This window comes from Fischerella sp., assembly GCF_013388695.1.
Classification (GTDB): Bacteria; Cyanobacteriota; Cyanobacteriia; order Cyanobacteriales; family Nostocaceae; genus PCC9605.
On record NZ_JACAEU010000088.1, the window covers coordinates 35,715 to 57,582 of the forward strand.

Below are 21,868 nucleotides of genomic sequence, written 5' to 3' on the forward strand. Positions count from 1 at the left end.
TAATTTCGCGTCTCTACTCGTATATTCTATTATTGCTCTACGATAACATTTGGCTTTTTTCAAGCTTGATATTATCTTGTTGCTTCTCCTCCTCAGGTGCTTCACTAAATCTCCCCTCACGCCAATTATCGCCAACACTTTTAATAAAACTCGCCAAAGGTATAGCAACTAATAGCCCTAGTAATCCTCCCAATTTTGCCCCTATTAATAATGAAATCACTACCCAAACGGGATTTAAACCAGTTAAATTACTAAGAATACGAGGAGCCACAAAATTATAATTAAATTGGTCGATCGCCACCGCTACAACTAAAACCTCTACTCCCAACCAAAAATTATTTAATGCCACTAACGAGCTCACAATACTGATACCAATTCCCGTACCAAAGGGAAACAAAGCAAAAAAACCAATCACTAGCCCAAACAGTAGGCTTAAAGGAACCCGCAACGCTAAAAACGCTAGTGTAATTCCTGATGCCAGGATAGTAGCCAATGTCACCTGACCAATAAAATAATTTTGAAAATCTTCCTGCAATGACTGGCGCACTTGTGATCCGACACGCGATGGCAACCACAGAAACATACCATCCCAGAGACGTTCTCCGTTAAAAACTAAGTAGAAAGTCAGCACTACTGTCAGCAAGACATTGACTAGACTACCGATGGTATCTAGAGCTAGAGTTAGTATCCGACCGGTGAAATTTTGAATTTGGTTGGATATTCTATCGAGAAGTTGAGGTATTAAGCCACTTAAATGAACTGGTAACTGTTCTGTGGTTGCCCAATTTTGGAACGCTTGCAATTGTTGTCTGCCAGAATCAATCCATGTGGGCAAAATGTTAGCCAGTTCATTGAGTTGTTGGATGATTAGCGGTACTAAGGTGATACCTACAGCTGCCAATATTAATACAGCTAACAACAAGACTCCCGAAATAGCTACGTTACGTTGCACGCCTTGTTTCTGGAAAAAGCGGATGGGATAATCCAGAATAAAAGCTAAGAGGACGGCGGCAACAAAAATGCTTACCAAAGGTTGAAAATAATTAATTACCTGAAGCAATACCCAACCATTGAGGATGGTAAGGGGAAATGCTAAGGCTAAAGTTAACCATCTGGGCAGTTTGTTTGCTGATTCCATCATCATTCGGGGATAGGAATTTGTTAGTTGTTGATTGTTAGTGGTTAGTGGTTGGTGGTTAGTAGTTAGTGGGCAAGGGGCAATGGGCAATGGGCATAGGAAAAATTAGTACTTCAATTCCCAATGCCCAATTCCCAATTCCCAATTCCCTATCTCCCCATCCCCCACTCCAGAATTCCCCCATTTGCCATTCCCTTCTCCATAAAATCTAGCAAAATTCGCTGATGCACTGGCCCCAAAGGTCGGACTTCGCCTGCTACTGCTGAGTAACTCGCACCTAAGCGAATGTCTTCTGATGTTACCAAGCCCAGATCCCAACCTTCGTTGAGAACCAGTTGATTTAATTCCACCAACAGCGGTGCATGGAAGACGTGACGTACTACCTTATCATCGCCATAACAGCCAAACTTAGAAACTGTTGGTGGCAAACTATAGCCAATTTCTTCTAAAATCTCTCGCTTTACCGCTACATCTGGAGTCTCACCGGGTTCGATGTGTCCGCCAAAAAACGCCCAGTGACCGGGGTAAGGAATATTAGGGTTATTGTCCCGCAATTGTAGTAGAAACTTGTTTTCTTGGTAGAGAATAGCGATCGCTACATGCACCGGTTGCTTGTTCATAAACTATGATGAGGGAGTTTTACGTTCTCATTATTACTCTTCTTCTAGATATACTTCCCCATACTCTTTACCAGCCAAAGGAATACTGCGGTAGCGAATTTTACCCTTAATTACTATTTGGTCTCCGACTTGCAAATTAGTTTGATTGGCGATCGCCCATATTTGCCCAGTTTCGTCATTGATGAGATAAGCTTGGCGCTTGAGCAGAGGAGCTTTTTTTTCGACCTTACCTTGGATATATACTGTTGTATTGCTGTCTGGCTGCGATCGCAGTTCCTGAATTGGAGTAATATTTGCACCAATCGCATTCATTCCCGAAAAACTAAAGTTACTGCAACTGACTAATCCTGCCATCAACACACAGGTCAATCCCATGTGCATCACTGGAAAAACACGGTAGATTTTTTTCACCTGTAGCATAATAGATACACTTTAAGAGAATTTTGGCATCAGTGGTTGGCTTGTCGCAATTGAAAATGGATCGGTTCCGATTAGACTTCGTAGAAGTTGTCGGGGGAAAGCCTTCGGTGGGGAAAGGGGTAAAGGGTAAGGGGAAAAGAAAGGAAAAATACCTTGCCCCTTTAGCCTTTGCCCTTCCCCTACAAAAGTGCAAAAGTATTTTTTGTTTTGCAAGTGGTCTATTTATAACCCATTTATAACTATGTTCTGGGCAACTAAAAATACACTCTCAACTGAAGCAACCAATCTGAGAAGATAGGATATGGTGAATGCTCCTCAAAAAGGCTACGGCATCAGGCAGCAACACCAAGGCTAGTATACTTCTGTGAATTTGATGGAAACAAAAACTGCCAAGCGACTCAATGGTAAAGCCTTACTGCTGGAAGCTGATTCAACAGTAACAGGAACATATTCGCGATCGCTGCTAGCTCCTGCGATCGCCAAAGCAGTAGATCATTCAAAACTAATTACATCCCAAATGATTAAAACAGGCGCTGTTGTGGTAGATGTGGGGATGAATCGCAAAAGAAATTATGAATTATGAATTGTTGTAAATCATCGTTCATCATTCATCATTCATCGTTCATGATTTTTTCAGTTCCAAAGACCTTTAAAATTGTTACGTAAATAACATAAATTTAAGGAAATCAAGGATGGTAGCAGCGGATAACCTGAAACAAACTCCAGAAAAAACAACTTTTGACCTGATCAGCTATTTAAAAGAACGACAAAAGCTTTGTGAAGCAGCCTTGGAGCAGGCTATTCCCGTGCGTTATCCAGAAAAGATTTACGAAGCAATGCGCTACTCGCTCTTAGCTGGAGGCAAGCGTCTGCGTCCCATAATTTGCTTGGCTACTTGTGAAATGACCGGCGGCACCATCGCCATGGCAATGCCAACTGGCTGTGCTTTGGAGATGATCCACACCATGTCTTTGATTCACGATGACTTGCCTGCGATGGATAATGATGATTATCGTCGTGGTAAGCTGACGAACCACAAAGTCTATGGTGAAGATGTCGCAATTTTGGCTGGGGATGGCTTATTAGCCTATGCTTTTGAATATGTAGCCCTTAATACCAAAGATGTGCCAACAGAACGAGTATTGCGAGTTGTTGCCCATCTGGGACGTGCAGTGGGAGCTGCTGGCTTGGTTGGTGGTCAAGTACTCGATTTAGAATCTGAAGGAAAGTCAGATATTTCTTTGGAAACGTTAAATTTTATTCACAACCACAAAACCGGTGCACTTTTAGAAGCCTGTGTAGTTTGTGGTGGTGTTTTAGCAGGGGCATCTGAGGAAGATTTACAACGGCTGTCTCGCTATGCTAAGAATATTGGGCTGGCATTTCAGATTATTGATGACATCCTAGATATCACTGCTACCCAAGAGCAATTGGGCAAAAGTGCAGGCAAAGACCAAAAAGCACAGAAAGTAACTTATCCAAGCCTTTGGGGAATTGAAAAATCACGTAAACAAGCTCAACAGCTAATCGAGGAAGCTTGTGCAGAATTAGAGCCTTTTGGCAAGGAGGCAGAACCATTAGTGGCATTAGCACACTTTATTACCAGTCGCAGTCACTAGTAAAGGCAGAAAAGCCAGTGCGTTGGGGAAGTAGTGCTTTGGTGAGACAGCGCGCTCCAAAGGGGATGCAGTGCGCACTTATAGGGGGTTCCCCCATGAACACCTGCCGTGGTTTACCCCATGTAGACGCGCGCAGCGCGGTGAGACCAGCCCACCACCAAAGGCGGTCTCCGTCAGGATGGGGGACTGGCGTAGACGCCCCTTGTGGGCGGCTCAAGGTAGAGTACCCGGAGGGCTTAAGGCAGGGTGCGACTGCGCAGACCCCCCTCTCTCGGCTTCTCGTAGAGTAGGGCACAAGGGAATAATATAATGCTTACACCAATGCTTTTTGACTTATTTTTAACTATCTAGTTATTTCTGCTGCACTGCACTAGGTTGGTTTTGGGTTGCATCTATTGCCTCCTCACACATAACAACCGCTACTCATTTTTATTAACCTAACCAAAATACCATGCAGGACATAGGCAATATTTTAGATAACCAGGTGCTAGTGGTTGCTCTGGTAGCTTGTTTTATGGCTCAAGCTTTGAAGCTCATCATCGAACTAGTCAAAAATCGTAAACTGAATGTGCGTGTTTTAGTCACCACTGGAGGTATGCCCAGTGCCCATTCAGCTTTAGTTACAGCTTTAGCGGCTGGTGTGGGACAAACTCATGGTTGGGCGTCTGCTGAATTTGCGCTTGCTACGGTTTTTGCGATCATCGTCATGTATGATGCGGCTGGAGTTCGTCAGGCTGCTGGCAAGCAAGCTCGCATTCTCAATCAAATGATTGATGAACTGTTTCACGAACATCCAGAGTTCTCTGGCGATCGCCTTAAGGAATTGTTAGGACATACACCCTTTCAGGTGATAGCTGGATCGGCTTTGGGTATCACCATTTCTTGGTTAGCTAGTTATGCTTATAATTAAGAGTCTGTTGTTAGTTGTTAGTTGTTGGTTGTTTGTTGCTTCCAATCAACTACCATCAAACAACAAATAACAAAAACTTAATTTGATGGTAAATTTACCACCGATCGCAATAACATTACCTTACTACTATCTACAATTACAGCAAAAAAACCTTTTTCCGAGAGCTTCTGCAATATCTTATATGCATCCTTTTGATTAGTCGTGTAAGTTGCCAGCAAGTAAGGGCGTTGTCCGTAGGCAACAAAACCCACGTCACCTCCTACCACTTGCTTAACTTGATTGGCTAGTTCCGGCCGATTAAAATAATCAACCAAGACAGCGAAACCACTTCCTAAACGTTGGGGTTTATAATTAGCTGTTGGAGTCTGATTGTTAGCTGTGGGAGTCGAAGCCACAGCTGTTGGTCGAGTAGTGATAATAGCAGATAAGCCGACAATACTATTAACATACCTCGCCCAACGATTGGCATCATCTATCTTTTTAAATCCGCCAATCCGCGTGACTGTATCGTTAAGATATCTACAGGTTGTAGTTTTAAGTTCAGGCGGTAAAGCGCGACGCAATTGCTTTTGACTATTGGTACTCGGACTAATTATCAATAAAAGATATTCGCCAGGATTTGGTGGTTGACAAACCGGAAGATTTTGTTGTTGAGCAAAGGCAGTATTTATACCAGCTATTAAAGGAGCGATCGCTAGTATTAAACTACTTCGTAAAGTGTTACGTAAATTCGGAAGTTGAAGCACCACAGGTTTATACATAAATTGCCCGTACGATCTGCTATTTTTGGGTAAAAGGGATTAGGGACTGGGGATTGGGGAAAAGGGTATTGGTGATTGGGCATTGGGCATTGGGAATTGGGCATTGGTTTTCTTACCGATGCCCCATGCCCCATGCCCCAGTCCCTTTTACCCTTTCCCCTTTACCCTGCAGCACATTAAAAATGCACAACGACTTAGTACAGCATTTCGTAAGTTCATAGCGAAATTTTTACACAAAGACTCTGCGCCCCTCTGCGCCTACTCCGCGTCCCTCTGCGTTTTAAATCGCTACTTTTTTATGCAAAGCTATACTTAGGACACAGCCGCAAGAGAAGCCAGGGGATCGGGGATATCTTCAGAAGGTGCTTGAAATTCTCCTGCGAAGACAAACTCCAAGCGTAGTTTTAACCAAGTAATAAATTGCTGATTCGTGGAAATAATTGCCGCTGCTGGTTGTGGACACTTCGCCTTCAACTGTGCCATCTGGGGCGCTTCCAAGAAAGCTGGTTGCTTCACCACCCAAAAATCAATTTCCTTTTCTTGTTCGTGGTAGTAACGGGTACGTTCCCGCAGCACTTCTTCCATTGGTTCCTCTTCCAACAGAAAGTGTTGGCTTGCCAAAATATAGTAGTATGTTTGCATTTTCTTCCTTTGCTAAACGACTAATATGAGAACACAGAACTATTCACTGTGTTCCCACTAACTAACAAAAATTAAAGTACCTTATCTGGAAGTAGAAGGGACAAAAATTTTCTTGAAGGGACAACCAGTTGCTTGCTGTTCATCGGTTTCTTGTTTTCCGCCACCACTCCAAAGTCGCTTAACAATCCCCCAAAAAGACGTCCTTTGCCGTTGACTGGTTCCTTGTTTTCCGCCTGCTGTCAGCTTTGCTAAAAACTTAGTGTTGTCAAAGTAGTGTTCCAAGGAAAGAATTTTCAAGTCATCGGTTACACGTACAACGCTCATACCGATAATCTCCACTGTCTCTCCTGTAGGTGTATAGTCTTTGTACGAACCGTTAAAATGCCCCCAATGCCGCCACTTAAAGGCAATAGTTGGTGGGCTAGAGAAAACCTCTAAAACCTCCCACAAAAACCCATTAGGAAATGCTGTGTGGAAGAGATTTGTCGATGTTTCAAAATTCTCCTCAGAAGCTTTGTAATGTTGTGTATCGCCTATCAATAACTTGTAAGTTCCTGACTCCACCAATTTTGATAGTTCGTAGCCAGAACCCCCATTGGTACTCATACGAAACTTGTCCTGCACAACAGACACCCACTGCTGCGGGTTGACTTTGAAGTTAGCCTCAATATCAAAGGTTCTCACGAGATTTTGCACTATTGCTTCTAGCGAACCCTCAACGTGCTTGCAGATACTTTCCTTTGCTAGGTTTTCCTTTGAGAGGGTATAATCAGGAGGCTTGCCATAGCGCCATTCGACATCCGTAAAACTTTCAAGAACTTTGTCTCTATCTTGTACCCAAAGCGGAAGGTCTTGAGATTGTGTTGCGTTCATAGAATTTTTGGCTTCAGATTTGACTTGTAGTATCAGCAACTACCAATAAATTTCTAGATTTCGCAGATGACTTCCCCTCTGGGTATTGGGCATGGGGCATGGGGCATTGGGCATTGGGCATTGGGGATCGGGCATTGGAGATCGAGGATGGTTAATAACCACTAACCACTAACCACTACCCATTACCCATTACCCTTTAAAATTCCCCGCGCATAGCTAGTTTCATCTCCCGGACTGCTCTTTCCATACCTACTAAGACTGCCCGGCTAACAATGGTATGACCTATATTGAGTTCTTCCATACCTGGAAGACAAGCCACGGGATAAACATTCCAGTAGGTGAGTCCATGACCGGCATTGACTCGCAATCCAGCTTGAATCGCTTGCTTGCACCCAGCTGCTAACACGTCTAATTCCTGCTGGCGACTTGTTTCATCTTTAGCTTCAGCATATCGTCCGGTGTGCAGTTCAATAAATTTCGCCTGCACAGTTTGAGACGCTTTGATTTGTGCTGCTTCCGCATCGATAAACAAGCTTACTGGAATGCCAGCGCTCTGTAATTTATCAACAACCTCTCCGATTCTAGCAATTTGACCCATGATATCCAATCCACCTTCCGTGGTCACTTCTTCCCGTCGTTCGGGAACCAAAGTCACATAGTCAGGTTTAATATCGAGGGCGATCGCTACCATTTCATCTGTAGCTGCCATTTCTAAATTTAGGTGCGTCCTTACCGTCTGCCGCAACAAACGCACATCCCGTTCTTGAATATGCCGCCTATCTTCTCGCAGATGCACGGTAATACCATCTGCACCACCTAATTCTGCCAGTACCGCCGCTGCTATCGGATCTGGTTCTACCGTCCGTCGCGCTTGCCGGATGGTAGCGATATGGTCAATATTTACACCAAGTGTAGGCAACCCTAATCCCTCTCTATCCACGAGTCCACAGGAGTTGATTGTAGCGGAAATACTGGTAGCAAGGTGAGTGAGAATGCGATCGCCACCATTTTATCTGTTGCCGCCATTTCTAAATGGAGGTGCGATCGCACTATCTGGAGAAAGCAAGAAAAAGCTATAGCCTGTTGGATTTTGAGTGCTTGGTTTAACTTGGATTAATATGAAATTGCCCAATTTAGTTCGCTGAAAAAGCGCAAATCTTCTGGAATTTTGTTCACACCTGGCAGCAAGACGGGAATCACAGGGATATTTGCTTCTACTAATAGGCTGGTGAAGCTTCGCAGTTCCATCATCTGCCACTTGCCTAATCCCTTTAGACCGATGAAGATAGCGGCAGATTTGACTTTTGGAATTACCTGTTGAATTTCATCCTGAAATGATCGTCCTGGTCGAATTTGCTCTTCGTCTAACCACGGATTTAATCCACGCTGCCTAAGTTTCTGAGCGATCGCTCTAACCTGTGGCTTGTCCTCACTATTATGAGCTAGGAAAACATCGAACTCCGGTTGATTGATCATACAGGAGTTTCTCCTTTTATTCCTTTACTTCAGTGATGGTTGCCACAGCATTGGCATATTGCTCCAAGCCCTTTGTGAGCGATTTCAGTTCACTATGCAATTTGGATTCCTCATTTTCAATGTGTAATGTGCTAATTGTAAATATGTATTTTTACACTTGACTTCAGGAAAAAGTTATAAATTGTTACCCAAATCGCGATCGCTCCTCACCCTAACTCGAAGCACTAGTATAAAACCGCAACGCAAACCGCCAAAACCACGTTGAAGCAAAAAACAACATCAGTGCCAACACACCCGCACCTAACACCCAAGTAATTTCACTTCTACCCAGCATTGCTTCCGCTGGTATTGTAGTTAAAAACGCCACAGGTACTACAAAGGTGAAGAAAAATCTGTAAGCAGCAGGATAAGCAACCATCGGATATCTGCCAGCTTCCAACAAACCCCTTAACACCTCGGTGACGTTGTAAATTTTGACAAACCAAATGCTAGTGGCTCCTAGCATAAACCACAGGCTGTAAAGTATTACTAAACCAAAAACCAAGGGAATTGCACTTAACAAATAGTCATCTATTCCTAAACCGAGTTTTGTACCTGCATAACCAATAAGTATTCCGCCAAAAACTAAATCTGGCAGTCCCCAAGGTGAAAGAATATGGGTAGAAAGCCAAAATTGGCTGCGGATAGGTTTTAATAAAACAAAGTCTAGTGTTCCTTCCTGGACATGACGGACAATGCGATTCAGATTAGGGGCGAGAAATGTTGCTGAAAAACCTTGCAACAGAGTAAAAATTCCCAACACTAGCAAAGCTGCTTCCCATGACCAGCCAGCGAAAGTGTAACCTTTTCCATAAAATAAAAATAATCCAAAAAGACTACCTGCTAAATTGCCTATACTGCTGAGGGCGGCTAACAGAAAGTTGACACGATACTCCATCTCAGCTGCTATGGCTGTACTCCAAAACAATCTGATTAATTTCAAGTATCTTGACATTATATTTGTTAGTGGTTAGTGGTTAGTAGTTAGTGGTTGGTGGTTAGTGGTTAGTGGTTGGTGGTTAGTGGTTAGTGGTTAGTGGTTAGTGGTTAGTAGTTAGTGGTTAGTAGGGGCGGGTTTTGATAGACATTTTGTCATCGAAGCTCAAAAGTATCATGGCTAAACCCGCCCGTACAGTGGTTAGTCGTCCGTCTCTCGGCCTTCTACTTCAAATAAATTAGCAAGTTCAATCCCGGAATTGTGCGGGAAAGAGTCCATAAAAGTAGGGTGATGTAAAGTATGCCTAAACTCCACTGATACCATGCCAATGTGGTAATAATTCCTGGGAGATGTCGATCTCGCAGGCGGATATCATTAAACCCTAATCTCAAGAGGTTGTTGAGGCTAAAGTCGTAGTAGTTAAGCCAATTCCAGCGACGATTCCACAATAGCGGCATATAGCGATCGCGAAATATTTCATACCTTGGTATCACTGGCAACCGCCCAATCAGCAATCTCAACTGCCGCATACTACCGTCTTCTGTGAAGTAAGAGACATCCATCAAATCGTGATAGCGCCCTTGCTGATATAGTCGCAATAATAAAATTATTGGTACGGGAACAACAATTATCACCAGACATCCCAGTGTCAACCAAGGCTGTTCGGCAGTGCGAAAAATAGCAAAGATACCGAACAACACCAACAGGCTAAAACTACTCAGCATCCACATGGTTTCATCGGTTGTAGGAATAATCGCGACTGGATACAGACGACGGCAACGATCAATTAGCCAAAATAGCAAGCCGAAAAAGGCGATCGCAATTGTTCCCACACCAAACACTAAGTAAAAATCTGTACCATATCCAGAAAGCAGCAGCAGTAAACTTAATGTCAACCACTTCCACGCCTGCAACAACCACCCACCCAAAAACAGAGGTTCGCCAACCACCACCTGTGAACTCACTTGAGTATAAGTTTCAAAATCAATGTCTGCTAAAGTGAGTAACTCGCTGGTGTTGCGAAAAGGTTGTATCAATCGGCGATGGGCGATCGCTTCTGCTTGAGTTGGCGAAAAACCAATATTAATCAAACGTTTTTGAGAAGCACTATTGATATTTATACCAACCAGACGGTGGCTTAACTCTGCTAGTCGCAGTTGTTGTTTTGTATATTCCAACTGATTGGCATCAGCAATTTGCTGCAACTGCCGGAAATTTTGCCCCAAATTCCGCAAGACGTTTTGATTACCTTGCAGTGTAGACACAACCAGCTTTTTGCCAATTTGACCGGAATTACCTAATATTTTCGCTTGGTTAGAGTTAAAATTTAATCCAGTTACATTCAAATCAGCCTCCTTTGTAAATCCAGCATCGCTAAAATCTGCTTGATTGAGAATGCTGGCACCCCGCAGATTCACAGGTTGATTAAACAGCGCTTCCCGGAAGGTAACGACTTGCTCAAAAATCGCTTCTGTCAGGAGTAAAAACTGATTAAAAATAGCTTTGGTAAACTGGGCAGGATCGACAAAGCGCACACCAGAAAAATCAGCATTTTCTTGCCACTGCACGCGATTAAATTTAGCCAACTGTTTAAAATTTGCTTGGTTAAAGTTGGCAACGTCCGCAAAAAAACTATCCTGAAAATATGCATTTTTCTGAAACTGTGTTTGCTTAAAATTAGCCTTGTCAAAGAAAATACTACCTTGCCACTGACTCTCACCTCGAAAAGTGGTATTTGCAAAGCTAACAGAACGACTAAATCGCGTTTCATGCCAATTAGATTGTTGGTTAAAAATAGTACCTTGGGCATTTACAGATTGCAGAAAAAATGTATTGGCAAACTGCACAACGCCAGTAAAATGAGTTTGCTCTAAAACTAACGAACCACGGAAAACACTGATTTCACTGGATGCAGTCGCTGGAGTTGCTAAAAGCGATCGGCAGTCTTTGGAAGTCGGTAAAGAGACAGCAAGCGATCGCAAGCAAACTACCCGCAGGCGTTCGAGTTGTTCTTGTTCAGCAGTAGTGAAAATAGGTGCGATCGCTTGGGCATAAAGGGGAGTTCTTAAACCCAAATCGCTACCGATAAAATCGCCTTGAATGAGAGAATTGCTCAAATCCAAACCCAAAGGTTTAGAACCAGTTTTTTGTAGTTCTTTTCGCAACAGTTGGTAAAAAGCATCGCGGAAAGCAGCATTTTCTGGTCGTAAATCTATCACCATCTGCCGTAAATCCACGGTCAAATTACCTTCGCGCAGGGTAGGCGTACGCACTCGCTCTTGCAACAATTCTAAAGTCAAGGGTGTACGTTCTGGTTGTGCAGACGTAGGTAAGGCAAAGAAAAAGATAAACAGGACACACAGACTCACTAATAAAAAACCTTTAACGCAAAGGAACGCAAAGGAAAGCGCGGAGGAACGCAAAGAAAAAACTCTGCGTGCCTCTGCGTTTAACCTCTGCGTACCTCCGCGTTTCAAAAATAATCTCTTCAATCCTACCGTGTATCACTCCTCACCAATCAGCAGAACAATTTTACCCATCATCGAGCCACTTTCAAGTAACTGGTGAGCTTTAGCCGCCTCTGCCAGTAGAAACTGATGACTCACATGAATCTTCAACTTGCCTGCATCAATATATTTCGCGCACTCTGCTAAAATTTCCGCTTGGTGCTGCTGTGCTTCCACCATTCCTTGCAACATCGGTGTAAGCATTAACTCTAAGCCGATGCGGAGATTACGGTTTCTTGCAGCTTTCCAAACTGTATTGGCATCTGGTTCTAAAATCGTGACAATATCGCCATATACTCGCACGCCTGGGAAAGTTTTGTGAAAAGTTTCTCCACCCACAGTATCAAAAGCTAAGTCTACACCTTCCCCACCCGTCCAATCTAACACCGCTTGAACAAAATCTGTTTGTTTGTACAAAATGGGATAATCAGCACCGAGTTGTTTGACAAAGTTTGCCTTGTCTTGAGAACTTACCGTTGTGCAGACATTAGCACCTTTGAGTTTGGCTAGCTGAATCGCCACATGTCCAACACCACCAGCACCAGCATGAATTAATACACTTTCTCCTGGTTCCAATCGTCCGCGTTCGTATAAAGCTTCCCAAGCGGTGATTAACACCAAAGGTGCTGCTGCTGCTTCTGCAAAGGATACAGATCTAGGCTTACGGGCAACAAACCTTTCATCGACGGTTGTGTATTCAGCATAGTTACCTTGGTGTGCGCCCAAGCCACCATTGCAAAAATATACTTCATCGCCCACGTGAAATTTCTGTACAGCAGCACCAACTGCCTCAACTACCCCTGCACCGTCACATCCTAAAATCGCAGGCATGCGATCGGGGTAGAAAGTACCGCGTTTGCGAAGTTTGGTATCAATCGGGTTAACACCAGCTGCTTTTAAACGTACCAAAAGTTCAGTTTCACCAATGGGAACACCAGGATTTGGTACATCCTGCACTTGCAGAACATCAGGATTGCCAGCGGCTGTCATTAATACTGCTTTCATGACTTATTCCTCTGCGTGCTTGCATTTGTCAATTTACCGCAAAGGAGTTTCGTTGTTTGTTGTGTGTTGTTTGTTGTTTGGAAAAACTAACTACCAAAAAAACCAGCTATGTTAAGTTAAACTTCTTGACAATGTAGGTGATTTTGCTTCTATCCCAGCAAAACACCTTTACAAGAAACTTTTGAGAGAATTTATCTGTCTGGTTATGCATAATTCTACGAGAATTCCCCTATGTCTGAACCAGATCAAGGTATTCCAGGAATACCTGACCTTACGCATCCTACCGAACTTGTCCAATTTGGAACTCATGCACTCAAAGCATCGCTGTTATTGGTATTTTTAGTCGTAGCCTTGGGAATTGCGATCGCTCTCATCAACTTTTCCCTACGTCGCCATCAGCCGGAACAAGCCATTTTTACTGACGAATGGGCAATTCGTTACTCGCAAATATTAGCAGGATTGCAGCATGTAGCTCTGATATTAATTCTGTTGGTGGGAGGATTTTTTCTTTGCTCAACTTTAGCCAATAGATATCATCATTGGGAACAGGCAAAGGTGGCACAAGTGGCAGAAAGTGTTGCTGGTGACAGGCTAGAACAAATTGCGCCGCAAGTACGTTATGTAGTTAAAGTACCATACACCTACACCACTCAAGTTAATGGCAAGATTGTCAATGTCAACGAGACGCGAGAAGAAAACCGCTACCTGACGCTGGCTGGTTCGCAAATACAGGTAAAAATTGACCAAACCTCAGATGTTCAAAATCGCCGTGCAGTGTATCGTGTAGATTATGCGGCTGACTACAAAGTTGTCAATCAGCTTCAAGATATTGATAGGTTTTTCTTTGAAGTACCACCACCTAACGGCTACTCACTACTTTCTAGCTACAAAGTAGAACGCGATCGCACTAGGCTACAACAAACTAATCCAGGTGACTACGGTTTTCCCTTCCGCTTGCAACCAGGGGAAGAAACCAGCTTTCGAGTCACCTACAAGGCTCAAGGGGGATCGCGCTGGGTTTATAGTGCAGATGGACAGTTACTGCAAAATTTCCGCTTAGTAGCAAATGCTAACTTTCCAGGAGCGGATTTTGCTAGCGGTATTGTACCAAATGAGATCGCAGGCGAAGGACAAAGCACCCGTTTTACTTGGGTATTTGATGACAATGTTTCAGTTAAAAATCCATTTGGAGTGTTTACAAACACTAACCCTATTCGTCACACTGGCATTCTTCCCCGGCTTTTATTGCTAGCACCAGCGTTATTTCTGTGGTGGATATTGTTACTGTACTTATCCATACCGATGAGTCTGAAAAATATAGCTGTTGCTGGCGGTATATTCTTCGCATGTTTGTTGGCTTTGACTTATATAAGTCGTGTCATGAATGCCCAGTTTGCTTGGACTTTGATTTCACTCGTTTTACTAGCGCTGACGTGGGGGTTAGGATCAAACGTTTGTGCTTCCCTTGCTGCTGTTATCTGCACGATTGCAGGGGCAGTGCTACCTGTTTTCGGATTATTAGTACCGTATAGTGGCCTTACTCTCAGCCTAGCAGGCTTGCTTTCAGCGATTTGGTTAGCGGTTCGTCATTGGTATGGCTGGCATAGTCCCGCCAACTAGCGGTTGACATAGCCACCTGGTAAATGCTAATGATGGTATAAAAAAAGTTTCGTTGGCGAAATGAAATCTAATCCCTGACCCCGATTGCAACAAGCTGTCGTTAGATCGCAAACACTAAAAACTAGATAAGTAGATAGACAAGACATAAATAAAGTAAAAATAGGGCGGGCGAGACGCCCACCCCACAAGAACAACAAATCTCTTGTAGGGTGGAGAGAAGTTGCCGGGGAGATGTTCTTTCCGGCAAACTTCGGAGCATCCTGCCCGCCTTGTCAAAAAATAAGCACTTTATGTTTAATTACGTCCATCTACTTAACGAAATTTGTGGCATAAGAATAGCTGTAGCTAACTGCAACTATCCATTAGCAATCAACGCCTGAAACCGCTTATCTGGGAGAATTCTTTCAAAATCTGAGTCGGTTTTTGCCATCTCTCGGCATTCAGGATTGAGGTTAATGGCTTGTTTCAAGTTCTCAAGTGTCAAGTCAATATTTTCTTGCAAGGCATAGCAGCAAGCCTTGTCGTAATGAGCGCTAAAGGAATCAGGAGCAAGTTCAATGGCTTTGTTCAGGCTGAGAAGTGCCTGTTCATAACAACCTAACTGATTCAGTGCATTGCCTCGGTTATACCAAGCTTGATGATAGTCAGGTTTGATTGCCAGTGCTTTGTCGTAGGAAGCAATTGCTTCCTCGTAGCACCCCAAGCTTGCCAGTGCTAGACCCCAATTATACCAGGCTTGGTAATAGTCAGGCTTGAGTGCCACTGCTTGATCGTAAGAGGCTACAGCTTCCTTGTAGTACCCCAACAGGTACAGCGCATTGCCTCGGTTGTACCAAACTTGATGATAATCAGGCTTAATTGCCAGCGCTTTGTCACAAGATGCGATCGCCTCTTTATAAAGACCTAACAAGTACAGCGCTACGCTGCGATTGTACCAAACTTGCTCTAGGTCAGGCTTGATCAGCAGAACTTTGTCATAGGAAGCAACTGTCTCCTCGTAGCGCCCCAAAAAATACAGCGCATTGCCCCGGTTGTACCAAGCTTGGTAATAGTCGGGTTTGATTGCCAGTGCTTTGTTGCAAGAAGCAAATACTTCCTCGTAACGCTTCAAGTTACCAAGTGCCACACCCCGGCTATACCAGGCTTGGTAATAGTCAGGCTTGATCAGCAGAACTTTGTCATAGGAGGCAACCGCTTTCTCATAGCACCCTAAGTTCGCCAGTACTAGACCCCGACTATACCAAGCTTGGTAATAGTCAGGCTTGATTGCCAGCGCTTTGTCATAGGAGGCAACTGCTTCCTCGTAGCGTCCTAAGTTTCCTAGTGCTAGACCCCGACTATACCAGGCTTGGTAATAGTCAGGCTTAATTACCAGCCCTTTGTTGTAGGAGGCAATTGCTTCCTCATAGCGTCCCAAAACGTACAACGCGACACCTCGGTTGTAGTAGGCTGGCTCTTGGTCAGGCTTAATTGCTAGTGCTTTGTCATAGGAGGTAACTGCTTCCTCGTAGCGTCCTAAAAAATACAGCCCTAAGCTGCGGTTATACCAAGCTTGATCTAGCTCAGGTTTGATTGCCAGTGCTTTTTCATAGGAGGCAACTGCTTCCGCGTGGCGTCCTAATAAGTATAGTGCGACACCTCTGTAAAACCAAATTTCAGAGATTTCAGGGTAAAAATTGATGAGCTTGTTGAAACAAGTTAAGGCTGCTTGTGAGCAATTTAAATTTAACAGTTGCCTGCCAAAATCAAAGAGCGAACCCAAAATTTTCTGAGGGTATCTATCTGCAATTTCCAAAACCAAAGAGGATAGAGGACGGATATATTCACCCGTCTCTACTTGCCTGCCTTTAGCTTCAATCTGCCCTTTGCGGGGACTGAGAATGCGTTCAGTTTCAATCAAATAATTTAGTGCTTTGGGAATTCGCCAGCGATGCCACAACTCCTGTGAAGAGTTCCCTTGTAACATCAATAGAGTAGTTGGTTCTAGGATGAATCGCTCAAGCGAGATATGAAGTTGTTGCAGCAAGTCTACTGCGTCGTAAATATATCGGCTAGCAGAATATTTTTTGACTGCATCTCCATAACACTTTTCCCAGATACCCTTACAAGATTCAATGTAATTACTAGATGTTAAGGGCAAACCTCTGTTTCTCAATCGACGCAGATTCTCAACCACATTTGTAAATGTGCTGTCATTTTTCTCAGCGATGAGTGAATAGTCCTCTTCCTTAACATCTATTTGGGATCGGGAGGCAGTATCACTCAATAACTGAACTATTGCTTCTTTTTCTGGTTCTGGTAATTCATAAACCTCAAAGCGCTGCCACCACTGCTGATAGAATCTCTCCCATTCCAGTTTTTCCCATTCGCTTGGTTCTCCTAATATTTCTGAGTCTCTTTCATTCCGCGCGGTGGCAATGACTCGCACTTTTGCTTGACCGTAGAACTTTTCATAAACCTCTAAAACTCGCCCCAGTCGTTCTTGTAAGGGTAGCATTAAAGGGGCTAATTCAGATTTCACAAGTCTTGGGTATAGGCTATGCATCCTCTGATTAATATCGTCAAGAAAAAACAGCAACTTGCGATTAGTACCAATCTTTTGCAGCTGTTCTTTCGTTGGTTCATCTATCCATCCGTCTGATTTTAGCCACAGAACTGTCCAGCCTTCTCGGTTATAAATTTGGACTAATTCTGCTGCTTCTCGTGTCTTCCCCAATCCTGTTCGCCCAACAATTAAAAGCCAGCGGAATTCTTCTAATTTATTTTCTAATTCCCGCCGGATGTTTCGATGAGCTTGTCGCATCTGATAAGGAATGCATGAGTCTTTTAGGGGATCTTTGTCATCCGTACCGAAAACTACGGACAGCACGTTTCCATTGGGTTTTATGACCTCAAAGGGAAAAGTTGAAGGAGGAACTTGCCTAATCCGCCTCTGTTGCATGTATCACCACAAGAGTCTAACAACAGCAGTAATTCAAGACATGAGAACCGTCGAGAGAATATTAATTCCTCGTGGTCTTGATGGAATTTCTCAATCGCCCACCCTTTGGCTTGAAGGTCTAAGCCAAACAACATTCAATTGGCGTATTTACATTCTGTTTTTTAAAATTTGAGCGAGTTACTAGAACTATTATCCCATAACTCAATGAACACAAAGTTAACTTAGATTAACTAAATTAGAGCGAGATAACTGCTTGATATTGGCTAAAACATATTCGTTACAAAATTTGAGCGATCGCACGCCATCTGTGCCAAAAAAGTTCTTACATCTTAAAAAAAACTTAAGTTGCAGTTAAACTCATCTATTTCACCTTGTCAAAACCTTTGTTGAAAATCAACACTGTAATAAGCAGCGAGCTGAGCAAATGAAGAAGGTGCTAAAGTCGTGGGTGAAGATCGCGAAAGTTTCCAGCGCGATCTGTTCTATGCAATTGAAGGTGGTGACTATCCCAAGTGGCGCTTCATGGTTCAGATTATGCCGGAAGCAGATGCTGAGAAAACACCTTACAATCCCTTCGATTTAACCAAGGTGTGGCCGCACAAACATTACCCACTCATTGAGGTAGGCATTCTCGAACTCAATCGCAATCCAGAAAACTATTTTGCAGAGATCGAGCAATCAGCCTTTGCTCCTTCCAATGTTGTACCAGGAATTTCATTCAGTCCAGACAAGATGCTGCAACTTGCACACTTTGCTAAAGCCGATCCCGCATATGGTGAAGGCGTTGCTAAGGCACTCGGTCTTTCACCGAAGCAAACACAAGCACCTACAAAAGTCTAGTAATATCAACCCTCACCCCATCCTGTCGGACACCCCTCTCCCAAGTTGGGAGAGGGGCAGGGGTGAGGGTAAATACGATCACTAATCAAACGGATTTGATATAAATTTGTGGGGTGGGCGTCTCGCCCGCCCAGTTTATTGATGTAAGATCCCCAACGCAGAGGTAAGCGCAAAGGGGCCCAGAGTCTTGGTGCAAAAATTTCGGGCGTTGCTGAATCATGGGATGATTTCGCCCAATTTGGGACGAATTTTCAATGGTTTCAACCGCCAATTCATCCCGCATTTATGCAACGCCAAATTTCGTTCTGAACTTATGTATGTTGTATTTAGCAGGCTAGTATGGCAAAACTTGAATCAATTGGTATTTTTGCACTGTACCGAGAACGCGATGGGGTCTAGATAAATCAGTTTCTTGTTTTGCAGAGATCCAAGCGTAGCTAGAAGCTGGCACTTCGGAAATTGTGTCTACGTCCTTTCCGTGGTGAGGAGTGTAGAAATCAAGTAACACTCCGGTTTTGCCCCCAACTTTGACAAAGTAGATAGGGTTATTTTGCAAAACTTGGGCAATCGCAGGCTGTGCTAAAAAAGTTCTGACATCTGGATTGTAGTCACTCAGCAAGCCGTTACTACCAGCCACAGCTAAAGCCAACCATGCCGGGATCAACCAACCAGCTAACCAATAATTAGAGGTGAGAAAATTTTTACCAAAGCGGTAACGACCGATCCACACTAAAGGCAATATTAACCAACCACTACCTAAAGCCAAGGCTAGAGTTGCATATCTGCGGATGTCACCACTAGGCCAAATAAGAGCGATCGCACCCGCTAGCAATAATAAAATACCTAGCAGACCAAAAATATAGCTGAGATTCCGAGGAATTTTCCTAAGATGGGGTGATGGGGTGATGGTTCTTCCCAACTCCCCATCTCCCCACCTCCCTACCTCCCCACCTCCCCACCTAAAAATTTTACCCAGCCAATCTAACCCCACAGCTGCAAGCATGGCAATGAAGGGATACAGTAAAAGACTGTAGTGAGGTAAACGAGTCGAGAAAAGACTAAGTTCGACAAATAAAATGAGTGGAAAGCCAACTAATATAAGCTGGTAGCGAGGAATGGGACGACGGCAAGCTAAAAATAAACCTAAAAGACTGAAAAAAAACCAAGGAAAGGCTTTGATTGGGACATTCCATAAATAGAATACAATTCCCTTGTCACCGCGATCGTGAGAACCTAAGCGAAATACAAAATTGAGTAATTCTGCAACACTATCATCGCCGTAGCGCGAAAAGTTCAGCCAAAGCCAGACAAAGGTGGGAATTAAACCTACTAAAAACCCGATATACAACATAAGGTTTGTGAGATGACGATGACGGCGATGTTCCCAAATTAGATAAGGTGACAAAGCCATCATTGGCAAAAAAATCATAAAGCTTCTAACTAAGAAACCTAAACCGAAACAAACACCGACAATAAAGCTATAAAAATAGCGAGATTTAGGATTTAATTCTGCTTTTAATAAACAAAAAATCGCTAAAAGTACCAAAAAAATCATTGGTACATCAGGTGTGCCTAAACGACAATATTGTAACCAGAGAAATTCCAAGCTCAGAATTGCACCTGCTAGCCAAGCAATTTTTTGATTAAGTAGAATTTTCCCGATTTCATAGAGAAGTATGACGCTGAAGATCCCCAAAATCATACTTGGCAAGCGCACGCTAGTTTCACTAATGCCAAACAACCTGTAAGAACTGGCAATTAACCAATAAGGGCCTGGAGTTTTATGATGGGGTTCTGACCAAGGATTAATCCAGTCTCCAGACTCAAACATCCGGCGCGATCGCCAAGCGTAAAGCCCTTCATCATGGGCCATCAAGCTACTATCACCAGAATTGAATAGCAATAATGGCAGTATCCAAAATAACAAACTGAGATAGGGAAAACCTGCCCAAAGGCGCAAACGCTGCCAAGTTGATTGAGAATGTAGTAGCTTGAATGACATTGATGTTGGTTGGTTGGTGATTGGTGGTTGTTGATTGGTAGATGTTTGATAGACTCGCCTATTTTTCAGACTGTTTCTAATATATGTATGGTGATATACAAATTTAGGCAACACTTCTCCTAATTAGGGTTTTATGCCGCTGAGACCAGAGCAACGTAATAAACTAGACGCAACCGACGACAAGGAATTTTATTCCTTTCCGCGCTTTGTCACCCATGTAGACGAAGGTTTTATTCAACAATTAACGGATTTATACCGCGATCGCCTCCAACCCAACATGCGTATTTTAGACATGATGAGTAGTTGGGTATCTCATCTACCAGAAGAAATGCAGTTTGCCCATGTGGAGGGACACGGACTCAACGCTGAGGAACTAGCACGCAATCCCCGGTTGGATCGTTATTTCGTGCAGGATCTCAACGAAAATCCTCGTTTACCGCTTCCGGATCAAGATTTTGATGCCGTTCTCAACTGTGTGTCGGTGCAATATTTGCAATATCCAGAGGCAGTATTTTCCGAAATTCACCGTGTTCTCAAACCGGGTGGTGTGGCAATTATCAGCTTTTCTAACCGCATGTTTTTCCAAAAGGCTATTCAAGCATGGCGGGATGCTTCGGAAGCAACCAGAGTTGAATTAGTCCAAAGCTATTTCTCTTCTGTATCAGGATTTACTACTCCAGAAGTCATAGCCCGTCAGTCACCAATACCGACTTTTCTACAGTGGTTGGGTGCTGCGGGAGGAGATCCGTTTTACGCCGTAATCGCTTACCGTGAAGTAGGGTGAGCAATGCTGTTCATCCTACGCACATAAAGATGTAATTCCAGACACTTAACATGACCAAAAACTAAATTTTCTGCTACAAGCCCGCACAAGGACAGATAATTAACTTGAAGGCCATCTCAAGAATGCAGTAGAGTACGAAGTTATACTTCTACAGCATCGCAGCCTTCTTCTCTCTTCCTTATTCCTTTAGATAAATGAGGAATCAAACATGAATTTCCCTCGTGTCCGCAGGATTTTAGCAGTTGTACTGTTATCAGTATTGCTACTGACAACAGCGTGTACTCCCAAACAACCTGGACGTTTTGACCAGGTGCAACAAGAAAGCAGCCGTCAAAAAAGTGGTCAAGCCGTTGCTAAAGACGCGACTCAGGGTAGCGAATTTAACAAATTTTTTCCTGCTGCTGAAGATGGCTACGAACGGGTATATACCCAAGAAAAAAAGGGTTTTGCTGAAGCTAAGTTGAAAAAAGACGGTAAAGAATTAGCTATGCTAGCTATTTCCGATACCACCAGCATACCTGGATCAGCAGCAAAATATGCTAATAGCACCAAACAAATCGCCGGTTATCCAGCAGTAGAAGTTGGCACTACTCAAACTTCTATATTGGTTAACGATCGCTATCAAGTGAAAGTGCTTTCTCGTTCACCGTCATTTACAGCTAGCGATCGCGAAGCTTGGCTCAAAAAATTTAACCTGGATGGACTCGCCAAACTGAAATAAAAGTTGTTGGTTG

20 protein-coding genes and 1 pseudogene are annotated in these 21,868 nt (G+C 43.5%); 8 read left to right on the forward strand and 13 right to left on the reverse strand.

Annotated features, from left to right (window positions below; all coding sequences use genetic code 11):
* Positions 1-37: 37 nt before the first annotated feature.
* The 3 genes from HXY43_RS11755 to HXY43_RS11765 form a co-directional block, all read right to left on the reverse strand.
* Positions 38-1,138 carry an AI-2E family transporter gene (locus HXY43_RS11755; protein WP_026731734.1) on the reverse strand — a complete coding sequence of 367 codons (1,101 nt, stop codon included), beginning with the start codon at positions 1,136-1,138 and terminating at the stop codon, positions 38-40.
* 149 nt (positions 1,139-1,287) lie between these two features.
* Complete coding sequence (locus HXY43_RS11760) at positions 1,288-1,758, reverse strand: NUDIX hydrolase (protein ID WP_290883402.1); 471 nt, start codon at positions 1,756-1,758, stop codon at positions 1,288-1,290.
* A 33-nt stretch (positions 1,759-1,791) separates the two neighbouring features.
* Positions 1,792-2,178, reverse strand: coding sequence for a hypothetical protein (locus HXY43_RS11765; RefSeq protein WP_051469935.1), 387 nt, complete (start codon positions 2,176-2,178; stop codon positions 1,792-1,794).
* A 373-nt stretch (positions 2,179-2,551) separates the two neighbouring features.
* On the opposite strand from HXY43_RS11765, the gene HXY43_RS11770 reads away from it, so the two are divergent.
* From HXY43_RS11770 to HXY43_RS11780, 3 genes are all read left to right on the forward strand, one after another.
* On the forward strand, positions 2,552-2,761 hold the full coding sequence (locus HXY43_RS11770) for a hypothetical protein (RefSeq protein WP_290883403.1): 210 nt from the start codon (positions 2,552-2,554) through the stop codon (positions 2,759-2,761).
* 109 nt (positions 2,762-2,870) lie between these two features.
* Positions 2,871-3,797, forward strand: a complete 927-nt coding sequence (gene crtE / locus HXY43_RS11775) for a geranylgeranyl diphosphate synthase CrtE (RefSeq protein WP_290883404.1) — start codon at positions 2,871-2,873, stop codon at positions 3,795-3,797.
* A 451-nt stretch (positions 3,798-4,248) separates the two neighbouring features.
* A complete protein-coding gene (locus tag HXY43_RS11780; RefSeq protein WP_026731738.1) occupies positions 4,249-4,707 on the forward strand; it encodes a divergent PAP2 family protein in 459 nt (152 codons plus the stop codon).
* Positions 4,708-4,784: 77 nt separating this feature from the next.
* On the opposite strand, the gene HXY43_RS11785 is transcribed toward HXY43_RS11780, so the two are convergent.
* The 4 genes from HXY43_RS11785 to HXY43_RS11800 form a co-directional block, all read right to left on the reverse strand.
* Complete coding sequence (locus HXY43_RS11785; RefSeq protein WP_290883405.1) at positions 4,785-5,468, reverse strand: hypothetical protein; 684 nt, start codon at positions 5,466-5,468, stop codon at positions 4,785-4,787.
* Between the two features lie 312 nt (positions 5,469-5,780).
* A complete protein-coding gene (locus tag HXY43_RS11790) occupies positions 5,781-6,110 on the reverse strand; it encodes an MgPME-cyclase complex family protein (protein ID WP_290883406.1) in 330 nt (109 codons plus the stop codon).
* A gap of 81 nt (positions 6,111-6,191) precedes the next feature.
* Entirely contained in the window at positions 6,192-6,983 is a 792-nt protein-coding gene (locus HXY43_RS11795; protein ID WP_290883407.1) for an ester cyclase, read from the reverse strand.
* A gap of 196 nt (positions 6,984-7,179) precedes the next feature.
* On the reverse strand, positions 7,180-7,902 hold the full coding sequence (locus HXY43_RS11800; RefSeq protein ID WP_290883428.1) for a pyridoxine 5'-phosphate synthase: 723 nt from the start codon (positions 7,900-7,902) through the stop codon (positions 7,180-7,182).
* A 63-nt stretch (positions 7,903-7,965) separates the two neighbouring features.
* Here HXY43_RS11800 and HXY43_RS11805 point away from each other — a divergent pair, with 63 nt between their 5' ends.
* Complete coding sequence (locus tag HXY43_RS11805; protein WP_290883409.1) at positions 7,966-8,100, forward strand: hypothetical protein; 135 nt, start codon at positions 7,966-7,968, stop codon at positions 8,098-8,100.
* Here HXY43_RS11805 and HXY43_RS11810 read toward each other — a convergent pair.
* From HXY43_RS11810 to HXY43_RS11825, 4 genes are all read right to left on the reverse strand, one after another.
* A complete protein-coding gene (locus tag HXY43_RS11810; RefSeq protein ID WP_290883410.1) occupies positions 8,097-8,459 on the reverse strand; it encodes a toll/interleukin-1 receptor domain-containing protein in 363 nt (120 codons plus the stop codon). The two genes, HXY43_RS11805 and HXY43_RS11810, sit on opposite strands and share 4 nt — an antisense overlap.
* Positions 8,460-8,670: 211 nt before the next feature.
* Positions 8,671-9,453, reverse strand: a complete 783-nt coding sequence (locus HXY43_RS11815) for an ABC transporter permease (protein WP_290883412.1) — start codon at positions 9,451-9,453, stop codon at positions 8,671-8,673.
* Positions 9,454-9,659: 206 nt separating this feature from the next.
* Complete coding sequence (locus HXY43_RS11820) at positions 9,660-11,804, reverse strand: pentapeptide repeat-containing protein (protein WP_290883413.1); 2,145 nt, start codon at positions 11,802-11,804, stop codon at positions 9,660-9,662.
* A gap of 135 nt (positions 11,805-11,939) precedes the next feature.
* Positions 11,940-12,947, reverse strand: coding sequence for a zinc-dependent alcohol dehydrogenase family protein (locus HXY43_RS11825; RefSeq protein WP_290883415.1), 1,008 nt, complete (start codon positions 12,945-12,947; stop codon positions 11,940-11,942).
* A gap of 231 nt (positions 12,948-13,178) precedes the next feature.
* Between HXY43_RS11825 and HXY43_RS11830 the strand changes: the two genes are divergently transcribed.
* Complete coding sequence (locus tag HXY43_RS11830; RefSeq protein WP_290883417.1) at positions 13,179-14,567, forward strand: hypothetical protein; 1,389 nt, start codon at positions 13,179-13,181, stop codon at positions 14,565-14,567.
* Between the two features lie 355 nt (positions 14,568-14,922).
* Here HXY43_RS11830 and HXY43_RS11835 read toward each other — a convergent pair whose 3' ends face one another.
* Positions 14,923-17,436 carry a tetratricopeptide repeat protein gene (locus HXY43_RS11835; protein WP_290883419.1) on the reverse strand — a complete coding sequence of 838 codons (2,514 nt, stop codon included), beginning with the start codon at positions 17,434-17,436 and terminating at the stop codon, positions 14,923-14,925.
* A gap of 495 nt (positions 17,437-17,931) precedes the next feature.
* Between HXY43_RS11835 and HXY43_RS11840 the strand changes: the two are divergent.
* Positions 17,932-18,348: pseudogene (locus tag HXY43_RS11840) on the forward strand (catalase); the annotation flags it as partial.
* A 334-nt stretch (positions 18,349-18,682) separates the two neighbouring features.
* Here the strand turns inward: HXY43_RS11840 and HXY43_RS11845 are convergent.
* Positions 18,683-20,350, reverse strand: coding sequence for a glycosyltransferase family 39 protein (locus HXY43_RS11845; protein ID WP_290883429.1), 1,668 nt, complete (start codon positions 20,348-20,350; stop codon positions 18,683-18,685).
* Between the two features lie 133 nt (positions 20,351-20,483).
* On the opposite strand from HXY43_RS11845, the gene HXY43_RS11850 reads away from it, so the two are divergent.
* A complete protein-coding gene (locus HXY43_RS11850; RefSeq protein ID WP_290883420.1) occupies positions 20,484-21,134 on the forward strand; it encodes a class I SAM-dependent methyltransferase in 651 nt (216 codons plus the stop codon).
* Positions 21,135-21,342: 208 nt separating this feature from the next.
* Positions 21,343-21,855: a hypothetical protein gene (locus HXY43_RS11855; protein ID WP_026731755.1), complete on the forward strand. Its 513-nt coding sequence runs from the start codon at positions 21,343-21,345 to the stop codon at positions 21,853-21,855.
* Positions 21,856-21,868: the final 13 nt, after the last annotated feature.